The organism is Tenggerimyces flavus (assembly GCF_016907715.1).
Lineage (GTDB): Bacteria > Actinomycetota > Actinomycetes > Propionibacteriales > Actinopolymorphaceae > Tenggerimyces > Tenggerimyces flavus.
The window spans coordinates 5,975,792-5,992,185 of record NZ_JAFBCM010000001.1 but is presented as its reverse complement, the minus strand read 5'-3'; the positions used below and the strand labels follow the sequence as shown (position 1 = coordinate 5,992,185).

General features: G+C 69.4%; 11 protein-coding genes. 8 read left to right on the top strand and 3 right to left on the bottom strand.

Going from position 1 to position 16,394, the window contains the following annotated elements:
• Positions 1 to 3,783 carry a S8 family peptidase gene (locus tag JOD67_RS28215; RefSeq protein WP_205120734.1) on the bottom strand — a complete coding sequence of 1,261 codons (3,783 nt, stop codon included), beginning with the start codon at positions 3,781 to 3,783 and terminating at the stop codon, positions 1 to 3.
• Positions 3,784 to 4,024: 241 nt separating this feature from the next.
• Between JOD67_RS28215 and JOD67_RS28210 the strand changes: the two genes are divergently transcribed.
• Genes JOD67_RS28210 through hrpA form a run of 4 tightly spaced genes read left to right on the top strand, consistent with a single transcriptional unit; the run spans position 4,025 to position 11,422 of the window.
• Positions 4,025 to 4,471: a (2Fe-2S)-binding protein gene (locus JOD67_RS28210; protein ID WP_205120733.1), complete on the top strand. Its 447-nt coding sequence runs from the start codon at positions 4,025 to 4,027 to the stop codon at positions 4,469 to 4,471.
• On the top strand, positions 4,459 to 6,729 hold the full coding sequence (locus tag JOD67_RS28205; protein ID WP_205120732.1) for a xanthine dehydrogenase family protein molybdopterin-binding subunit: 2,271 nt from the start codon (positions 4,459 to 4,461) through the stop codon (positions 6,727 to 6,729). Before JOD67_RS28210 ends, JOD67_RS28205 begins: the two co-directional genes overlap by 13 nt.
• On the top strand, positions 6,707 to 7,561 hold the full coding sequence (locus JOD67_RS28200; protein WP_205120731.1) for an FAD binding domain-containing protein: 855 nt from the start codon (positions 6,707 to 6,709) through the stop codon (positions 7,559 to 7,561). Before JOD67_RS28205 ends, JOD67_RS28200 begins: the two co-directional genes overlap by 23 nt.
• A gap of 45 nt (positions 7,562 to 7,606) precedes the next feature.
• Complete coding sequence (gene hrpA, locus JOD67_RS28195; protein ID WP_205120730.1) at positions 7,607 to 11,422, top strand: ATP-dependent RNA helicase HrpA; 3,816 nt, start codon at positions 7,607 to 7,609, stop codon at positions 11,420 to 11,422.
• Between the two features lie 437 nt (positions 11,423 to 11,859).
• Here the strand turns inward: hrpA and JOD67_RS28190 are convergent, their stop codons facing one another.
• Entirely contained in the window at positions 11,860 to 12,054 is a 195-nt protein-coding gene (locus tag JOD67_RS28190; protein WP_205120729.1) for an Rv3202a family protein, read from the bottom strand.
• Positions 12,055 to 12,512: 458 nt separating this feature from the next.
• Here JOD67_RS28190 and JOD67_RS28185 point away from each other — a divergent pair, with 458 nt between their 5' ends.
• The 3 genes from JOD67_RS28185 to JOD67_RS28175 all read left to right on the top strand — a co-directional run bounded on the left by JOD67_RS28185 (position 12,513) and on the right by JOD67_RS28175 (position 14,659).
• Complete coding sequence (locus JOD67_RS28185) at positions 12,513 to 12,947, top strand: MarR family winged helix-turn-helix transcriptional regulator (RefSeq protein ID WP_205120728.1); 435 nt, start codon at positions 12,513 to 12,515, stop codon at positions 12,945 to 12,947.
• Positions 12,948 to 13,010: 63 nt separating this feature from the next.
• Positions 13,011 to 13,469 carry a MarR family winged helix-turn-helix transcriptional regulator gene (locus tag JOD67_RS28180; protein WP_205120727.1) on the top strand — a complete coding sequence of 153 codons (459 nt, stop codon included), beginning with the start codon at positions 13,011 to 13,013 and terminating at the stop codon, positions 13,467 to 13,469.
• A 98-nt stretch (positions 13,470 to 13,567) separates the two neighbouring features.
• Positions 13,568 to 14,659, top strand: a complete 1,092-nt coding sequence (locus JOD67_RS28175) for a glycoside hydrolase family 172 protein (RefSeq protein ID WP_205120726.1) — start codon at positions 13,568 to 13,570, stop codon at positions 14,657 to 14,659.
• A gap of 57 nt (positions 14,660 to 14,716) precedes the next feature.
• Here the strand turns inward: JOD67_RS28175 and JOD67_RS28170 are convergent, their stop codons facing one another.
• The gene (locus tag JOD67_RS28170; RefSeq protein ID WP_205120725.1) at positions 14,717 to 15,052 is read right to left on the bottom strand and encodes an ArsR/SmtB family transcription factor; all 336 of its coding nucleotides are present in this window, start codon (positions 15,050 to 15,052) and stop codon (positions 14,717 to 14,719) included.
• 45 nt (positions 15,053 to 15,097) lie between these two features.
• On the opposite strand from JOD67_RS28170, the gene JOD67_RS28165 reads away from it, so the two are divergent.
• Positions 15,098 to 16,390 carry an FAD-dependent oxidoreductase gene (locus tag JOD67_RS28165; protein WP_205120724.1) on the top strand — a complete coding sequence of 431 codons (1,293 nt, stop codon included), beginning with the start codon at positions 15,098 to 15,100 and terminating at the stop codon, positions 16,388 to 16,390.
• Positions 16,391 to 16,394 lie beyond the last annotated feature (4 nt).

Here is a 16,394-nt window from a genome sequence, read left to right as displayed (position 1 = left end):
TCATCGAATCGGATACGCGCGGATCACCTGCTGGTCGACGTCGTTGCCGGCGGTGTCGCGTGCCGTGACCCGGAGCGAGAGCTGCCCGGGCGCGTTCGGCCGCAGCTCGACGAGGTACGTGCCGTTGCCGCCCGCGCGGGCCCGGACGGACTGCCAGGTGGCGCCGTCGTCGTACGACACGGAGACCGCGGCCGCTGCCAGAGGAGCGCTGCCCGCCTGCGAGTGGTGGCGCACGGTCACCTCGAGCCGCTGCGTGCGCCCGCTCTCGATCGAGTTGTCCAGGGCGGTCGCCAGCCGGTAGCGCACGTTGAGCAACGGCTCGTACCGGCAGCTGGCAGTGGGCTCCAGCCTTCCCATCACGCACATGGAGCCCTGCGGGATCGAGCCGGGCGCGGTCTTCCCGGCCGAGTGGAACGTCCAGCTCGTCCGCACCTCGCGACCGCCGCCGCGCGGGTCGGCGTAACGGTCGGTCAGGCGGTACGTCGCCGGCTGCGGCGGCAGCAGGTAGTAGCCGATGCCGTAGTAGTCCTCCGAGAGCGCCTTGAGCGGGAGCTCCTCCTCGCCCGCGAACAGATGCACCTCGTGCAGCCAGGTCTGCGTGTGTGTCCAGTGGTGCGGCTCGGCGTCGACGTCCAAGCCAGTCGGGAGGAACCGGTCGCCCTCGCGGCAGAACGCGCACAGTGCGGGCCACGCCGGCCCCAGCTCGCCGGCAGGCACGTCGAACGAGCCGGGCACGAGCGGCCCGGCGAACCAGTGGTCCGCCGGCGTCCTGCCGCGCCGTTCGTACGTCCCGTCCGATCCCATCGCCTGGATCCAGGACCCGTCCGGTGCGTAGTGGTTCATGGACCCGCTCCAGGCGAGGCGGTCACTCGTCGGGCCGATGTACGCGGTGTGCTCCTGCGGTCCCCACACGCCCACCGGCGTGAGCGATCCGGTCGGCAGCTCGCTGTGCGCGAAGAACGCGAGCTGGTTGAGCTGGCTGCTCGTGTCGCCGTGCAGGGACAGCGGCACCGCGGCCAGATTCGCCTGGTGCACAAGGGCAGGTGGCGTCGACGGGATGCCGGTCGGGTGGTCGTAATGCAGGTGCATCGTGGACGTCAACGTCGGCTTGGCACGTACGTCGAGCTGGACCGGTCCGGCCCCGAGCAGCTCGCGCAGTCGCGCTCCCTCCGCATACCGGAGCGAGAGGACCGGCAGCCGGACGCCCTGGACGGGAACGGGTTGGAACGTGATCGCTCCCGGCAGCTCGAGCGCGAACAGCACGGCCTTCACGCCGGCGGCCTTGCCGTTGCGAATCGCCTTCTCCGCTTGGGCGAACAGGTAGCCGTACGGGTCCTTCTCCGGCACCGGAAGGCTCACGAGCGCGAGCTTGCCGGCAGCCCCCGCGAAGCTCGCGGCCTCGCCCACGCCGGCGTCGACCAGTGGCATGCGGAAGTCGCCGTCCAACCGTTCCACGGCGTCCGGCACGACGTAGTAGACCGGGTACATCGGCGGGACGCGACCGCCCGCGACCTGCATCGTCACCATCGGTGGCGCGAGCGTCCAGTGCGACTCGAACGTGAAGCGGCCTGGATCCGGCTTGCTGCGTTGGGGGATCGCGCGCAGCTCGGTGTCGGGAGCGTGCGCGGCCGTGAACGTGTTGACGTACGCGACGCGCTCGGCGAGCTTCCAGACGAAGCCGATCGACGACGCGAACGGCTGCGTGGTCTCCCGGGTCTTCGGCTGCTGCAGAACGCCGTCGCGCGCGTCGAACGTCAGCGCGGCGTCGGTAGACGTGAGGTCGACCGCGGACTCGATCCCGAGAGTGACGTGGTCACGGGTGAAGTTCCGCTCGTAGAGCTTCGCGTGGACGTCGTACACGCCGACCGGCAGGTCGATCGTCGCGACGCCGTCCTCCGGGTAGAAGGAGAAGATCGTGTCGACGAACGGGTCCTTCGTCGGAGCGGCGCTGTCGATGCGGACGGCCTCGAGACTGCCGCCGGCCGGTTGCCCGGCGGAGCCCGTGAGCCGGACGGTGAGCCGCTGCGACTTCACCGCCTTGTAGTAGCCGAGCGGCGTTCGGACGACCGTGTCGCCGCCGATCGCGACGAGCTGCCCGGCGAACGCGCCGGTGTCGCCGACCCGCGGATCGAGCGTGACGGTGACGGCAGCGGAGCCGTTCGCCGGAACAGTGACCTCGGTGGCGGACAGCGTGAGCGCGTTCGCGGGTGCCGGCTCGCCGACGAGGTTCTTCGCGCCGACGTTCAGCTGGAGCGTCATCGGTGCTGGCTTGTCGTTGCGGTACGTGACGGTGCGCGTGACCGGGTCATCGTCGGACTGCGGCCAGGAGAACGCACCGAAGCCGAGCGACGCGGGGTCGGCGGCGACGTTCTGGGCATACGCGCGGGCGACGTCGAGCCGGCCCGCGCCCTGGGCGAAGCCGGTCGTGTCGATCGGATGCGCGCTCCCGACGAGCGCGGACTTCAGCTGGGTCGCGCGCCAGGTCGGGTGCGCCTGCGCGAGCAGCGCGGCGGCACCGGCGACGTGCGGCGCGGCCATCGACGTACCGTTCAGCGACGTGTAGTGCTCGTCCACCGGGTCGCCGAGGTCGGTGCCGGCGGCGCGTGCCGCGACGATGCCGACGCCGGGTGCGGTGATCTCCGGCTTCACCGCGCCGTCGCCGCGGCGCGGACCGCGGGAGGAGAAGCTCGCGATCCGGTCCTGCTTGTCGACCGCGCCGACCGTGAGGCCGGACGTCGCCGCGCCGGGTGAGGTGATCGTGGAGTCTCCGGGTCCGGCATTGCCCGCGGTGAGGACGAACAGCACGCCGGTCTCGGCGGTGAGGCGGTTCACGGCCTCGCTCATCAGGTCGGTGCCGTCGGAGAACCCGCCGCCGAGGCTCATGTTGACCACGCTCGCGCCGGACCGGACGGCCCAGTCCATGCCTTCGAGGATCCACGAGGTCGCGCCGGAGCCGTTGCTGTTGAGGACCTTGCCGACGACGAGCTCCGCGCCGGGCGCGACACCCTTCCGGCCCGCGGCGGTGGCGGCGACATGCGTGCCGTGGCCGTTGCCGTCGGTGGCGTTGGGCTCGGGGGTGAAGTTCTGGCTCGCCGCGATCTTGCCGGCGAGGTCGGGGTGGGTCGGGTCGATGCCGGTGTCGAGGACGGCGACCGTCACACCGGTGCCGTCGTAGCCGGCCTGCCAGACCGTTGGTGCTCCGACCTGCGGCACGCTCTCGGCGAGGCTCGCGCGGACGGGCGCGTCGAACCAGATCTTGCGCTGCCGTTCGGGGGCGAACGCGTTCCAGAACGCCGTCGCGTCGTCGATGCTGATCGCGGCGCTGGAGACGGTGGGGAGGACGGCGGTGACGGTGCTCGCGGGCAGCGCCTCGGCGTTCCTGGCGAGCGCTTGCTTGCCGTCGTACGTCACGATCACGGGTGTGGGGCCGGGCCGGAGCTTCGCGAGCTCGCGGACGTCGAACAGCTCCTGGTCGAGCCGGTCGGCGCGGACGTCGTCGGCGGCGTCGGAGGGCACGACGTAGTAGCCCGTCTCGTCGCTCCGGCTCTCGAACGTCGGCGCGAGGCCGGTCGCGCGAAGCGCCGGCTGGATCGTGACGCGCTCCCTGCCGTCCGGCCCGCGCTGGTAGGCGATCCGGTCGCCGGTGAGCAGCGTCACCTGCCTCGCCTGAGCCGGTGCGGCCTGCTCGGCCGTGACGGGCGGCGCTGCTGAAGCGGTCGTGGGGACGGCGAGTGCCGTTGCCAACAGGGCAGGGGCAACGAGGGCCGTGACGCGGCGAATCACGTTTTGACAGTAGGGATCCGAGGTGGGTCCGACCAGATCGTCGCGCGGCGCATTACCGCCACTGGCGTAATCCGGCCACGTGGGCCTGGTGCGTCGGCAATGCGAGGATTCCGACGGTTTCGACGCCCGGCGTTCTCTCCGGCGACCTGGCGGCACGTTGGCATACTGCGGGATAGGCTGCACCCGACATGAGCGCGCGGTCGGGGGCCTCGGGAATGCGCTTCCCCACGAGAGGTGATCGATGACCGAAGCCGTCCGTCTCGGGATCAACGGACAGCGCGTCGACGTGCGGGCGCCCATCGGGCGCACGCTCGCCGAGGTGCTGCGCGACGACCTCGGGCTGACCGGGACGAAGGTCGCTTGCGGCGAAGGCCACTGCGGAGCCTGCACGGTGCTCGCGGACGGCAAGCCCCGGCTGTCCTGCATCTCGCTCGTTCATCAGTTCGACGGCGCCGAGATCACCACGATCGAGGGGCTTCGCGACCATCCGCTCGTCAACGCGTTCGTCACCGCCGACGCCCTGCAGTGCGGCTTCTGCACACCGGGGCAGATCGTGTCGGCGGCCGCACTCGTCGCCGAGAAGCCCGAGCCCAGCCGCGAGGAGATCCGGCACGCGATGGCCGGCAACATCTGCCGGTGCGGCGCGTACCCGAAGATCGAGGAGGCGATCACCAGATGGCGCGACTGATCAAGACCGAACGTGAGGTCGAGGGCAGGTACGAGACCATCTGGCTCGTCGTCGAGGAGGACGCGCTCGACCAGTGGCCCGGCGGACCGCTCTCCGTCGTCGGCCAGCCCGCCCCGCGCAAGTCCGGCCCGGCCCGAGCCCGCGGCGAGGCCCGCTACATCGGCGACCTCCGCCCAGCCGGCCTGCTGCAGGCCGCGGTGCTGCGGTCGCCGTACGCGCACGCACGCGTCCGTCGCATCGACCTGTCCCGCGCGCTCTCGGCACCCGGCGTCCGTGGCGCTCTCGGGCCGGGCGAGGCTGCTCAGCTCGACGAGCTCGCGGGCTACCACGGCGCGCCGGTCGCGGCCGTCGCCGCGGACTCGCTCGCTGAGGCGCAGGCGGCGCTGGAGCTGATCGACGTCGAGTGGGAGGTGCTCGAGCCGCTGCTCGATCCGGACGAGGCCGTACGTCGTGGGCAGCTGCTGCAGGAGCCCCGTACGCACGAACGCGGCGACGTCGACCAGGCGCTGGCCGACGCGGACGTGGTGATCGAGGCGGAGTACCGCACCCAGTCGGTCGTGCACAACGCGCTCGAGACGCACCAGGCGGTCTGCGTCTGGGAGGGCCCGCAGCTCACCGTCTACATCTCCACGCAGGACATCTGGGGTGTACGCAACGAGGTCGCGCGCACGTTGGGCATGGAACGCGACGACGTCCGCGTCGTCTGCGAGTACATGGGCGGCGGGTTCGGCGCGAAGAACAACGCGCACCACTACACCTACGTCGCCGCCGAGCTGGCTCGCCGTACCGGGCGTCCGGTGCGCTGCGCGCTGACCCGGCGCGAGGAGGCCACCGCCTCCGGCAACCGCAACCCGACCATCCAGCGGCTCAAGATCGGTGCGCGCTTCGACGGCACGATCACCGCGTTGCAGGGTGACTACATCGCCTGCATCGGGTGGAGCGGCTGGCACGCCAGCACCGCCGGCCCGATGCAGACGCTGTACGCCTGCCCGAACGTCCGCACCGTCGAGTACCCGACGCGGCTCAACACCCCACCTATGGAGTCGTTCCGCGCGCCGGGCTTCGTCGAGGGAACGTTCGGCATGGAATGCCTCGTTGACGAGCTCGCTGCCCGGCTGGGTATCGACCCGCTCGAGCTGCGGCGGCGCAACCACACCGACAGCGACCCCGCCGCTGGACGGGTGTACTCGTCGAAAAACCTGCTCGAGTGCTACCGCCGCGCCGAGACGCACTGGGCGCGGCGCGAGACGGTCAAGGCCAGTAGCAAGGGTCCGTGGAAGCGCGGCGTGGGGATGGCGAGCCAGATCTGGGGCGGTGGTGGCGGGCCGCCCGCGTACGCGTGGCTCCGCATCGGCTCCGACGGGCGGGCCCAGGTCGTCACTGGCATGCAGGACATCGGCACCGGTAGCAGGACCGTCATGGCGCAGATCGCCGCGGAGGAGCTCGGACTGCCTCTCGACCGGGTCGACACGTCGCTCGGCGACACCTCGCGCGGGCCGTTCGCGGTTGCCGCGGCAGGTTCGTCGACCACGCCATCGATGGGTCCCGCGGTTCGTGCGGCCGCTGCCGACGCGGCCCGACAGATCCTCGAGATCGCGGCGCAGCGGTACGAGCGGACGCCAGAGGCCTTGCGGCTTGCCGGCGGCCGGATCGTCGCCACCGACGGCGAGTCGTGGCCGCTGTCGGATCTGCTGAGCCTGCTCGGCAACGCGCAAATTCTCGGCAAGGGTGCCCGCGGGCCGAACCCGGCGGGGATGGGTGTGCACACCTTCGGTGTCCAGGTCGTCGAGGTCGCGGTCGACGTCGAGACCGGACAGGTCGTGGTGGACAAGGTGTACTCGATCCACGACGTGGGCCGGGTGATCAACCCGCTCGGCGCGTCGTCGCAGATCGAGGGCGGGATCATCCAGGGCGTTGGCGGCACGTTGTCCGAACGTCAGGTGCTCGACGCGGCGACCGGGACCGTGCTGACGCGGACACTCGACGCGTACCGGATGCCGACGATCGCCGATGTTCCGGAAATCGTGGCCGAGCTGGTGGATGTTCCGGACCCGAACCTCACCAACCTGGGCGCGAAAGGTCTCGGCGAGCCGCCGATCATTCCGGTCGCGGCGGCGATAGCGAACGCGATCCGCGACGCGACGGGCGCGGACGTACGCGAACTGCCGATCGACCGGGCGACGATGCTGGCGGCCTTGCGCAAGGTGAACGAGGACGCGGCGGCGAAGGAGCGGCATGGAACTGCTGCGGCCGTCTGACCTCACCGACCTCGCCTCGGCGGGTCTAGGCAACGGCGCGGTCGCGCTGGCCGGCGGCACCGAGGTGGTGCCGCTGGTGCGCGACGGGCTGTTGCACGCCGAAACTCTCGTCGACATCAGCGCTCTCGTTCCACGCGGCATCGTCGTGGCTGACGGCGCGGTGACGATCGGGGCGGCGACCGTGCTCGGGGAGCTGGAACTTTCGGAGTCGGTACCGGAAGCGTTGCGGGAGGCGTGCCGGCTGTCCGCGTCGCCGCAGCTGCGGAACATGGCGACGATCGGCGGCAACCTGCTGCAGGCGACGCGGTGCTGGTACTGGCGGCTGTCGTACGGCTGCTGGCTGCAGGGCGGCTCGACCTGTCTGGCTCGGGAGGGTCAGGGCGGGGAGCACGCGATCGTGGGGAACGACCGCTGTGCCTCGGCGCACCCGTCGGACCCGGCGGCGGCGTTGCTGGCGCTGGGGGCCACGGTGCGGACAGACCGGCGGACGTTCCCGCTGGCCGACCTGTACCGGCTTCCGACCGACGACGACCGCGCGCTCACCACGCTCGAAGGTGGCGAGCTGATCTTGGAACTTTCGGTGCCGCTGCCGGACGCGAGCGTGTACCTCAAGGCGATGGACCGGGCGCGGTACGCGTTCGCCCTGGTGGGCGTCGCTGCGGCGCGGTTCGGCTCCGAGGTGCGGTACGGGCTGGCTGGCGTGGCGCCGGTGCCGTGGGCCATCTCGTCGGTCGACGCGCTGGACGGCGCTACACCGTTGGAGCAGTCCGCGTACAAGGTCCAGCTCGCCCGCGCGCTGGTGGAACGGGCGGGCGCCGCCGTCCTGGCGTAATGAAGTGGGCGCCTCGAGGCGTGGTTGCCTATCCTTGCCAACGTCATGGAGACGTCGTCGCGGCCTTCTCGTTCCCGCCGTTCCCGTCGTGGTGGCCGCCCCGTCCGGGTGGACTCCGCGCGCTTGGAGCAGCGGCGGGCTGCCGTACCCGCGATCACGTACCCGCCCGAGCTGCCGATCAGCCAGCACAAGGACGAGATCGCCGAAGCGATCCGGGACCACCAGGTCGTGATCGTCGCGGGGGAGACGGGTTCCGGTAAGACCACGCAACTTCCGAAGATCTGTCTCGAGCTCGGCCGCGGCATCGAGGGCACGATCGGGCACACGCAGCCGCGGCGGCTGGCGGCCCGTACGGTCGCCGACCGGGTCGCGGAGGAACTGTCGACGTCGGTCGGCGAGGTCGTCGGCTTCAAGGTGCGGTTCACCGACCGGTCCAGCGACTCGACCCTGGTGAAGCTGATGACCGACGGCATCCTGCTCGCGGAGATCCAGCGGGACCGGGACCTGCGGCAGTACGACACGCTGATCATCGACGAGGCGCACGAGCGCAGCCTGAACATCGACTTCATCCTCGGGTATCTGAAGCAGCTGCTGCCGCGCCGGCCCGAGCTCAAGGTGATCATCACGTCGGCGACGATCGATCCGGAGCGGTTCTCGCGGCACTTCGAGAACGCGCCGATCCTCGAGGTGTCGGGGCGGACATACCCGGTCGAGGTGCGGTATCGGCCGGTGGTCGAGGAGGCTGACGACGCCGACCGGGACCAGCTTCAGGCGATCTGCGACGCGGTCGACGAACTGGTGTTGGAACCGCCGGGGGACATCCTCGTGTTCCTGTCGGGGGAGCGAGAGATCCGGGACACGGCTGACGCGTTGCAGCGGCAGAACCTGCGGCAGACCGAGGTTCTGCCCTTGTACGCGCGGCTGTCTCATGCCGAGCAGCTCCGAGTGTTTCAGTCACATCCCGGTAGACGGATCGTGCTGGCGACGAATGTTGCGGAAACTTCGCTGACTGTTCCGGGAATCAAGTACGTGATCGACCCGGGAACGGCGCGGATCTCCCGCTACAGCGCGCGGTTGAAGGTCCAGCGGCTGCCGATCGAGCCGGTCTCGCAGGCCTCGGCGAACCAGCGCATGGGGCGTTGCGGTCGGACGTCGGACGGGATCTGCATCCGGTTGTACGCCGAGGAGGACTTCCTCGGGCGGCCGGAGTTCACCGAGCCGGAGATCCTGCGGACGAACCTCGCGTCGGTCATCCTGCAGATGAACGCTGCCGGGCTGGGAGATATCGGCGCCTTTCCGTTCGTCGAGCCTCCCGATCGCCGAAACATCCGGGACGGCATGGATCTGCTCAACGAGCTCGGGGCACTGGTCGACGGTCGCCTGACCAAGCTCGGTCGGCGGCTGGCGCAACTTCCGCTGGACCCGCGGCTCGCGCGGATGGTGCTGGCGGCCGGCGAGAACGACTGCGTGCGCGAGGTCATGGTGATCGCGTCGGCGCTGTCGATCCAGGACCCGCGCGAACGGCCGGTCGAGAAGCAGGAGGCGGCCTCGCAGGCGCACGCGCGCTTCGCGGACAAGGAGTCGGACTTCTCGACGTACCTGAATCTGTGGCGGTACTTGCAGGAGAAGCAGCGAGAACTTTCGTCGAACCAATTCCGGAAGTTGTGTCGCGCCGAGTTCCTCAACTACCTGCGGGTGCGGGAGTGGCAGGACATCGAGAGCCAGCTGCGGCAGCTGACGAAGCAGCTGGACGTGACGGTGAACTCCGAGCCTGCCGATCCGCAGAAGGTCGTTTTGTCCTTGCTGGCTGGGCTTTTGTCGCACATCGGCGTGAAGGACGAGGAGGAGAAGGGCGATCCCGCGACTCGAGGCAGGCGACGGACGTCGTTCGAGTACGTCGGTGCGCGAGGTGCGCGGTTCGCGATCTTCCCCGGTTCCTCGCTGTTCAAGAAGTCGCCGAAGTGGGTGATGGCGGCGGAGCTGGTCGAGACGTCGCGGCTGTGGGCGCGGATCGTGGCCAAGATCGAGCCGGAATGGGTCGAGCCGATCGCCCCACATCTGATCAGGCGTTCGTACTCCGAGCCGCACTGGTCGAAGTCGCGCGGTGCGGTGATGGCGTACGAGAAGGTCACGCTGTACGGCGTTCCGATCGTGTCGTCGCGGCTCGTGCAGTACGGCCGGATCGACCCGGTGCTGTCGCGGGAGCTGTTCATCAGGCACGCGCTGGTCGAGGGCGATTGGGTGACACATCACTCATTCTTCGCGGAGAACCGGGAGCTGCTGGAGGAGGTCTCGGAGCTGGAGAATCGCGTGCGGCGGCGGGACATTCTCGTCGACGAGGAGACGCTGTTCGCGTTCTACGACTCGCGGGTGGGGCCCGATGTCGTGTCGGCGGCGCACTTCGACTCGTGGTGGAAGAAGGCGCGGCGCGAGTCGCCGGATCTGCTGAGCTTCTCCAAGGCGATGCTGGTGAACGAGGGCGCCGGCGTCGTGTCGGAGGAGGAGTATCCGCGCGAGTGGCACTCCGACGGCATCGAGTTGCCGTTGACGTACCAGTTCGAGCCGGGCGCGTTGGCTGACGGGGTGACCGTCGACGTGCCACTGTCGGTGCTGAACCAGGTGTCGGAGGACGGGTTCGAGTGGCATGTGCCGGGGATGCGGCTGGAGCTGGTGACGGAGCTGATCCGTTCGCTGCCGAAGTCGCTGCGGCGCAACTTCGTTCCGGCGCCGAACTACGCGCGCGAGGTGCTGCCGCGGCTGGACGGGTCGGCCTCTTTGCTGGAGTCCCTGGAGCGCGAGCTGCTGCGGATGAGCGGCGTGCGGGTGACGCGGGAGGACTGGGACCTGGCGAAGGTTCCGGACCACCTGAAGGTGACGTTCCGGGTGCTGGACGAGAAGGGTCGAGAACTCGCGACGGGCAAGGACCTCGACGTGCTGAAGAAGAAGCTGCGCGGGTCGTTGCGTGAGGTGATCTCCTCGGCGGCTTCCGGACTGGAAGTTTCGGGGCAGCGCACGTGGACGTTCGGAACCCTGCAGCGAGAGTTCTCGACGCGGCGCGGCGGGCTGGAAGTGCGGGCGTACCCGGCCCTGGTGGACGAGGGCTCGTCGGTGGGCGTACGGCTCCTCGACACTCCGGAGGCCCAGGCCGCGTCGATGTGGGCGGGAACGCGCCGCCTGCTGCTGTTGAACGTCGGCTCGCCGGTGCGGTACGTGCTGGGGCAGTTGTCGAACCGCACCAAGCTGGCGCTGTCGACCCACTGGCGGGGGTCGTCGGGGGACCTGTTCGACGACAGCGTGGCGTGCGCGGTGGACAAGCTGGTGGCGGACGCGGGGGGACCGGCGTGGGACGAGGCGGGCTTCCGTGCGCTCTTCGACGCCGTGCGCTCGTCGCTGCACGACCTGTCATTGGACACGGTGCAGAAGGTGGGAGCGATCCTGTCGCTCGCCCACGAGGTGACGGTGGCCCTCGACGCCCTCCCGGCGTCCCTGTCAGTGTCGGTGGCCGACGTCAAGGCGCAGTTGACAGGGCTGGTGTATCCCGGCTTCGTGACCGCAACGGGCTGGGCCCGCCTCCCCGACGTCGAGCGCTACCTCCGAGCGGTGGCGTACCGGTTGACGAAGCTGCCGGAGAACCCGTACCGCGACCGGCAGTGGACGGACGATATCCAGGCCATCGAAGCCGAACACCGCACCTGGCTCGCCTCCCTGCCCGAGTCCCGCCGCACGACCGAGGCCGTACGAGCGGTCCGCTGGATGCTCGAAGAGCTCCGGGTCAGCTTCTTCGCCCAACACCTCCGCGCCCGCCAACCCATCTCCGACAAGCGCCTCCGCCGCGCCATGGAAGCCGCCAGCTCCAGCTAGCCGGCCCCAGCCCGGCCTCGACCAGCCTCGATCTTTCGTCCGGCGGTTGGTTCGCCCGGTCCGGCCCGCCCTGGGTCCAATGATCATGTCTACATGGTCATTTGCCGCTTTACGTGGGGTGGACGCCAGGTAGAGGGGCCACTGGCCGGGTAAGGCGACCACGATGCTTCACCTACGGAGTGCCTTCCCGCTCAGCTCACGAGACGTCGCCATCCCAGCTGGGAAGCCGGCGTGACCGCGGAGCAGACGGTCCTTCCGCTCCTCGAGCAGTGAGGCATCCCCGCGCCGCGGCTGCTGGGCGTGGACCTAGGCGAGGAGCTTCCGATGCTCGCCTATTGGGATGCGATCGCAGCGCCCCAGAGTCCAGCTGACATGGGCAAACTCACGCCGCGACGTGACGGCTTCCTCAGGTCAGCACTGCAACGGCTGGACGGTGGCTAGGAGTCGTAGTCGTCGTCCCCGCGCACCGCCGTGTGTTGCTCGAGGACGTCAGCCTCGTTCGCCTGGTCGAGCTCGTCGGTCAGGTTGGGGTCCGGCGCCGGGCGTTCGTCGTCCTCGTCGAGCACGGGTTGGCGCTGCTCGTACGCGTCGTTCTCCGGCGTCTCGAGGTCGAGCTCTGGCTCATCGGTCATCAGCCCGCTCCTTCCATCGCCCCGCGAAATTACCTCATTGTCGCGCCGTCATGCCTCGCGAGCGCGCCCCACACCCGGTGACTATCCCGAACGGGACGGGAGTACAGTCGGCGACTTCACCGGATGGGCTCGTTCTAAAGCGGAGGGACCGGCCACCTCGATGATCCGGATCAGGGGCGATGAAGTCATTGGGTACTTCACCATGGTCACCTGCGACGAGTGTCACGGCACGATGGTCTTTCAGCCCGCCAAACATGGACTTTGGGTCGGCTCCGCAAGGCAGGTTCGCGTGTTCCTGACCGACCACAAGGGTTGGGTCTGGGACCAACAAACAGGCGCGTTCTACTGCCCGGAGCACTTCCGCGAGGACGACTCCCCGTACTGACGCACCACCGCACAGACCGGCCACCTACAGTTGTCGCCTCATACCTGGGCGAGGCGAGAGGGAGGTGACCGGGATGACCAAGGACGATCCCGTCAAGGCCGTCGAACGGGAGTTCGCGGTGCTGTTCCGCCGGTCGCGCTCGATGTCCGGAACGATCGCCCGCCAGCTGCATCCCGACGTCGGCGCGGCCGCGTACGGACTCCTCCTGCAACTGCAGCAGACCGGCGGGTCGCGGCTGACCGATCTCGCCGCGTTCTTCGGCATCGGCAAGCCCACGCTCAGCCGGCAGGTACGACTGCTGGAGAGCCTCGGCTTCGTCGAACGCAGCGGCGACGAGGCCGATCGCCGGGCTGTCACGCTGCGCCTGACCGAAGAGGGACTCGCTCGCCTCACCGCGACACAGGAGGCTCGGCGCGAACGGTTCCGCCGGATTCTCAACACCTGGCCGCGCGAGGACGTCGACGATCTCGGCCGGCTACTCCACCAGTTCAACGAGTTGCAGTTCTGACGCAGCTTGCCGGTAACGGGCACGTTACGTTATCGTTGCTTTAAGCAACGATTGGTGGAACCCATGGAACGGGTGCTGATCGAGGGCCTCATGCGAGCCCTGCAGGACGTCGCGATCATCCGCAAGGATCTCGTACGCTTCGCCGCCGCGACCTGCCCGATGTCGGCGCTGGCCTTGCTCAGCGTGCTCGAGCGCACCGGCGGCATCCGCGTCGGGGCACTCGCCGACCTGTTACATGTCGACATCTCGGTCACGAGCCGGCAGCTCGCGCAGCTCGAGGCGTCCGGTTTCGTGGCCCGCAAGGCCGATCCGGAGGACCGGCGCGCCCACCTCGTCGACCTCACGCCGAGCGGGCAGCTGGAGCTGGAGTCGGTCAAGGCGAGCGTCGCCGACCGCTTCTCGCACGCGCTCGACGGCTGGTCCGAGACGGATGTCTCCGAGCTCACCGAGCGGCTGCGGCGGCTCCGGAGCGATCTGGACCCGGTGGTCGCCCGCGAGCCCGTGGCCGCCGCCGTCCGTTGAGGCCGTTCCAGGACAACTGGTAGCGCTCCCAGGTTTCCCGACTTCACTTCGGTACGTTCGTCGCTGACATCTGCTCGTTTGTACGGAGAGGTAGCGGCGTGAACGGCTTTGCTGGCTTCAACAGTGGACTGGGCGACCTGTGGCGGCTGTCGTCGTCGGTCACCCGTTCTATCAGTGCGGAGAATCCCACCGGCGAGAAGGGCAAGGGTGGCGCGGCCACGGAGGGAACGGGCGCGAAGGCGGCGCGCGACCTCGGACTGGGGTGGAAGGTCTCCCCGTCGATCCACATCGAGTCCGGCGAGGTCGCCACGCTGGCGGACATCCAGGGTGCCGGTGGGATCCAGCACATCTGGCTGACGACGCACACGAACAACTGGCGCAAGCTGGTCTTGCGCTTCTACTGGGACGGCGACACCTCGCCGGCCGTCGAGGTGCCGGTGGGCGACTTCTTCGGCCAGGGCTGGGGCAAGTTCGCGCAGCTGAGCTCGCTGCCGGTGGCGGTCAACCCGCACGGCGGTTTCAACTGCTACTGGCCGATGCCGTTCAAGTCCGGTGCCCGGATCACGCTGGAGAACCTCAGCGACGACCAGATGACCGTGTACTTCCAGGTCGACTACGCGCTCTCCGAGGGAGCTTCGTCGACTGAGGACGTCGCGTACTTCCACGCCCAGTGGCGGCGGTCGAATCAGCTGCAGTACAAGGACGTTCACACGATCCTCGACGGCGTGTCGGGCTCGGGGCACTACGTGGGCACGTACCTCGCGTGGGGTGTGAACAGCTCCGGCTGGTGGGGCGAGGGCGAGATCAAGTACTTCCTCGACGGTGACGACGAGTTCCCGACCATCTGTGGAACGGGCACCGAGGACTACTTCGGCGGCGCGTGGAACTTCGACGTTCCGGGCAACGGTTACACGGAGTTCTCGACGCCGTTCCTGGGCCTGCACCAGGTCCTGCGCCCGGACGGTCTGTACCAGAGCCAGCAGCGTTTCGGCATGTACCGCTGGCACGTGCTCGACCCGATCCGCTTCGGGTCGGACCTCAAGGTGACGATCCAGGCGTTGGGCTGGCGCAACGACGGTCGCTACCTGCCCCTGCAGGACGACATCGCCTCGACGGCTTTCTGGTACGGCAAGGAGACCTCGTACCCCCAGCCCGAGTTCCCGGGCAAGGACCACCTCGAGATCAAGTAGCACCGACTCATCGAAAGGGCGGTCACGGCGTACGTGGCCGCCCTTTCGCATGCCTGGCTATTCGGCCATCGCCGACTCCGGGACGGACAGCAGGGTGGAGATCTGGCGGAGGCGGTCGGGCAGCGGCCAGTAGTAGACCCACGTTCCTCGGCGTTCGCATTCGATGAGGCCGGCAGAGCGGAGTACGCGGAGGTGGTGGGACACCGTGGGCCCGCTGACGTCGAACAGGGGAGTCAGCTCGCACACGCAGATCTCGCCGCCGGCTGAGGCGATCACCGACATCAGCCGCAGGCGGACGGGGTCGCCGAGCGCCTTGAACGCCGCGGCGGCGTCCGTCGCGTCCGAAGAGGAGAGCGGCGACGACGTCATCGGCGTGCAGCACTGTTTCGACATGCGTCTATATTGACAGTCATCGAATCAAGAGGCAAGGTGGCACGCATGAGCGAGCCCACCCACCACCACCCCGTCATCGTCATCGGTGCCGGCCCCATAGGCCTCGCCGCCGCGGCGCAGCTCGCCGAGCGCGGCCTGGATTTCCTCGTCCTGGAAGCAGGTTCGTCGGTAGCCGCCGCGATCGAGGACTGGCGCCACGTCCGGCTGTTCAGCCCCTGGCGGTACGACCTCGACCCAGCCGCACAGCGCCTGCTCGAACGCGCCGGCTGGCAGCAGCCCGAGCTCGACGACCTCCCCACCGGCGGCGAGCTCATCGACGCCTACCTCGCCCCGCTGGCCAAGACCCCCGAGCTCACCGACAGGATCCGGTACGAAGCCGAGGTCGTCGCGGTGACGCGCGAAGGCTATGACCGGGTACGCACGCAGGGCCGCGAGAACGCCCCGTTCCTCGTCAGGCTCCAGGACGGCCAGGAGCTCAGAGGCAGCGCCGTCCTCGACGCCTCCGGCACCTGGCGGAAGCCCAACGTGCTCGGCGGATCCGGCATCCCGGCCCGCGGTGAGCAGACAACGCCGATCCACCGAGCGCTGCCCGACGTCCTCGGCGCCGACCGCGAGACGTTCGCGCACCAGCGCACCGCTGTCGTCGGTGCCGGCCACTCCGCCGCGACCACCGTCATCGAGCTCGGCGCGCTGGCCGACCAGGAAGAGGGAACGCGGATCGCCTGGGTCGTTCGCGGCACCAGCCAGGAACGCAGCTACGGCGGCGGCGCAGGCGACGAGCTGCCCGCTCGCGGCGCCCTGGGCGCCAAGCTCAGGCAGCTCGTCCAGTCCGGACGAGTCGAGCTGGTCTCTGGCTTCCGCACCGAGGCCATCGAGAACGGAGCGCTCGTCGACGGCGACCGCCGCGTCGATGCGGACGTGATCGTCAACTCCACCGGCTTCCGCCCCGACCACGACCTCGTCGCCGAGCTGCGCCTCGACCTGGACCCGATCCTCGGCTCCACCCGCGCGCTGGCGCCGCTGATCGACCCGAACGTGCACTCCTGCGGCACCGTTCCACCGCACGGCGTCGACGAGCTCGCCCACCCTGAGCAGGGCTACTACGCGATCGGCGCGAAGGCGTACGGCCGGGCGCCCACGTTCCTGCTCGCCACCGGCTACGAGCAGGCCCGCTCGGTCGTCGCCGCGCTCGCGGGCGACTGGGAGGCCGCCCGAAGCGTCGAGCTCAACCTCCCGCAGACCGGCGTCTGCTCCTCCAACCTCGCCGCCCCCAAGGGCCTCACCACCGGCCTGGCCCTCGAGGATGTTTCAGCAACCCAGCAAGGCTGTTGCGGCTAGCGAG

Bases quoted from the DNA above. Each gene is read 5' to 3' on its own strand.
- JOD67_RS28165 (WP_205120724.1), top strand. From the start codon at position 15,098: ATGAGCGAGCCCACCCACCACCACCCCGTCATCGTCATCGGTGCCGGC.
- JOD67_RS28190 (WP_205120729.1), bottom strand. From the start codon at position 12,054: ATGACCGATGAGCCAGAGCTCGACCTCGAGACGCCGGAGAACGACGCG.
- JOD67_RS28200 (WP_205120731.1), top strand. From the start codon at position 6,707: ATGGAACTGCTGCGGCCGTCTGACCTCACCGACCTCGCCTCGGCGGGT.
- JOD67_RS28210 (WP_205120733.1), top strand. From the start codon at position 4,025: ATGACCGAAGCCGTCCGTCTCGGGATCAACGGACAGCGCGTCGACGTG.
- hrpA (WP_205120730.1), top strand. From the start codon at position 7,607: ATGGAGACGTCGTCGCGGCCTTCTCGTTCCCGCCGTTCCCGTCGTGGT.
- JOD67_RS28170 (WP_205120725.1), bottom strand. From the start codon at position 15,052: ATGTCGAAACAGTGCTGCACGCCGATGACGTCGTCGCCGCTCTCCTCT.
- JOD67_RS28185 (WP_205120728.1), top strand. From the start codon at position 12,513: ATGACCAAGGACGATCCCGTCAAGGCCGTCGAACGGGAGTTCGCGGTG.
- JOD67_RS28205 (WP_205120732.1), top strand. From the start codon at position 4,459: ATGGCGCGACTGATCAAGACCGAACGTGAGGTCGAGGGCAGGTACGAG.
- JOD67_RS28180 (WP_205120727.1), top strand. From the start codon at position 13,011: ATGGAACGGGTGCTGATCGAGGGCCTCATGCGAGCCCTGCAGGACGTC.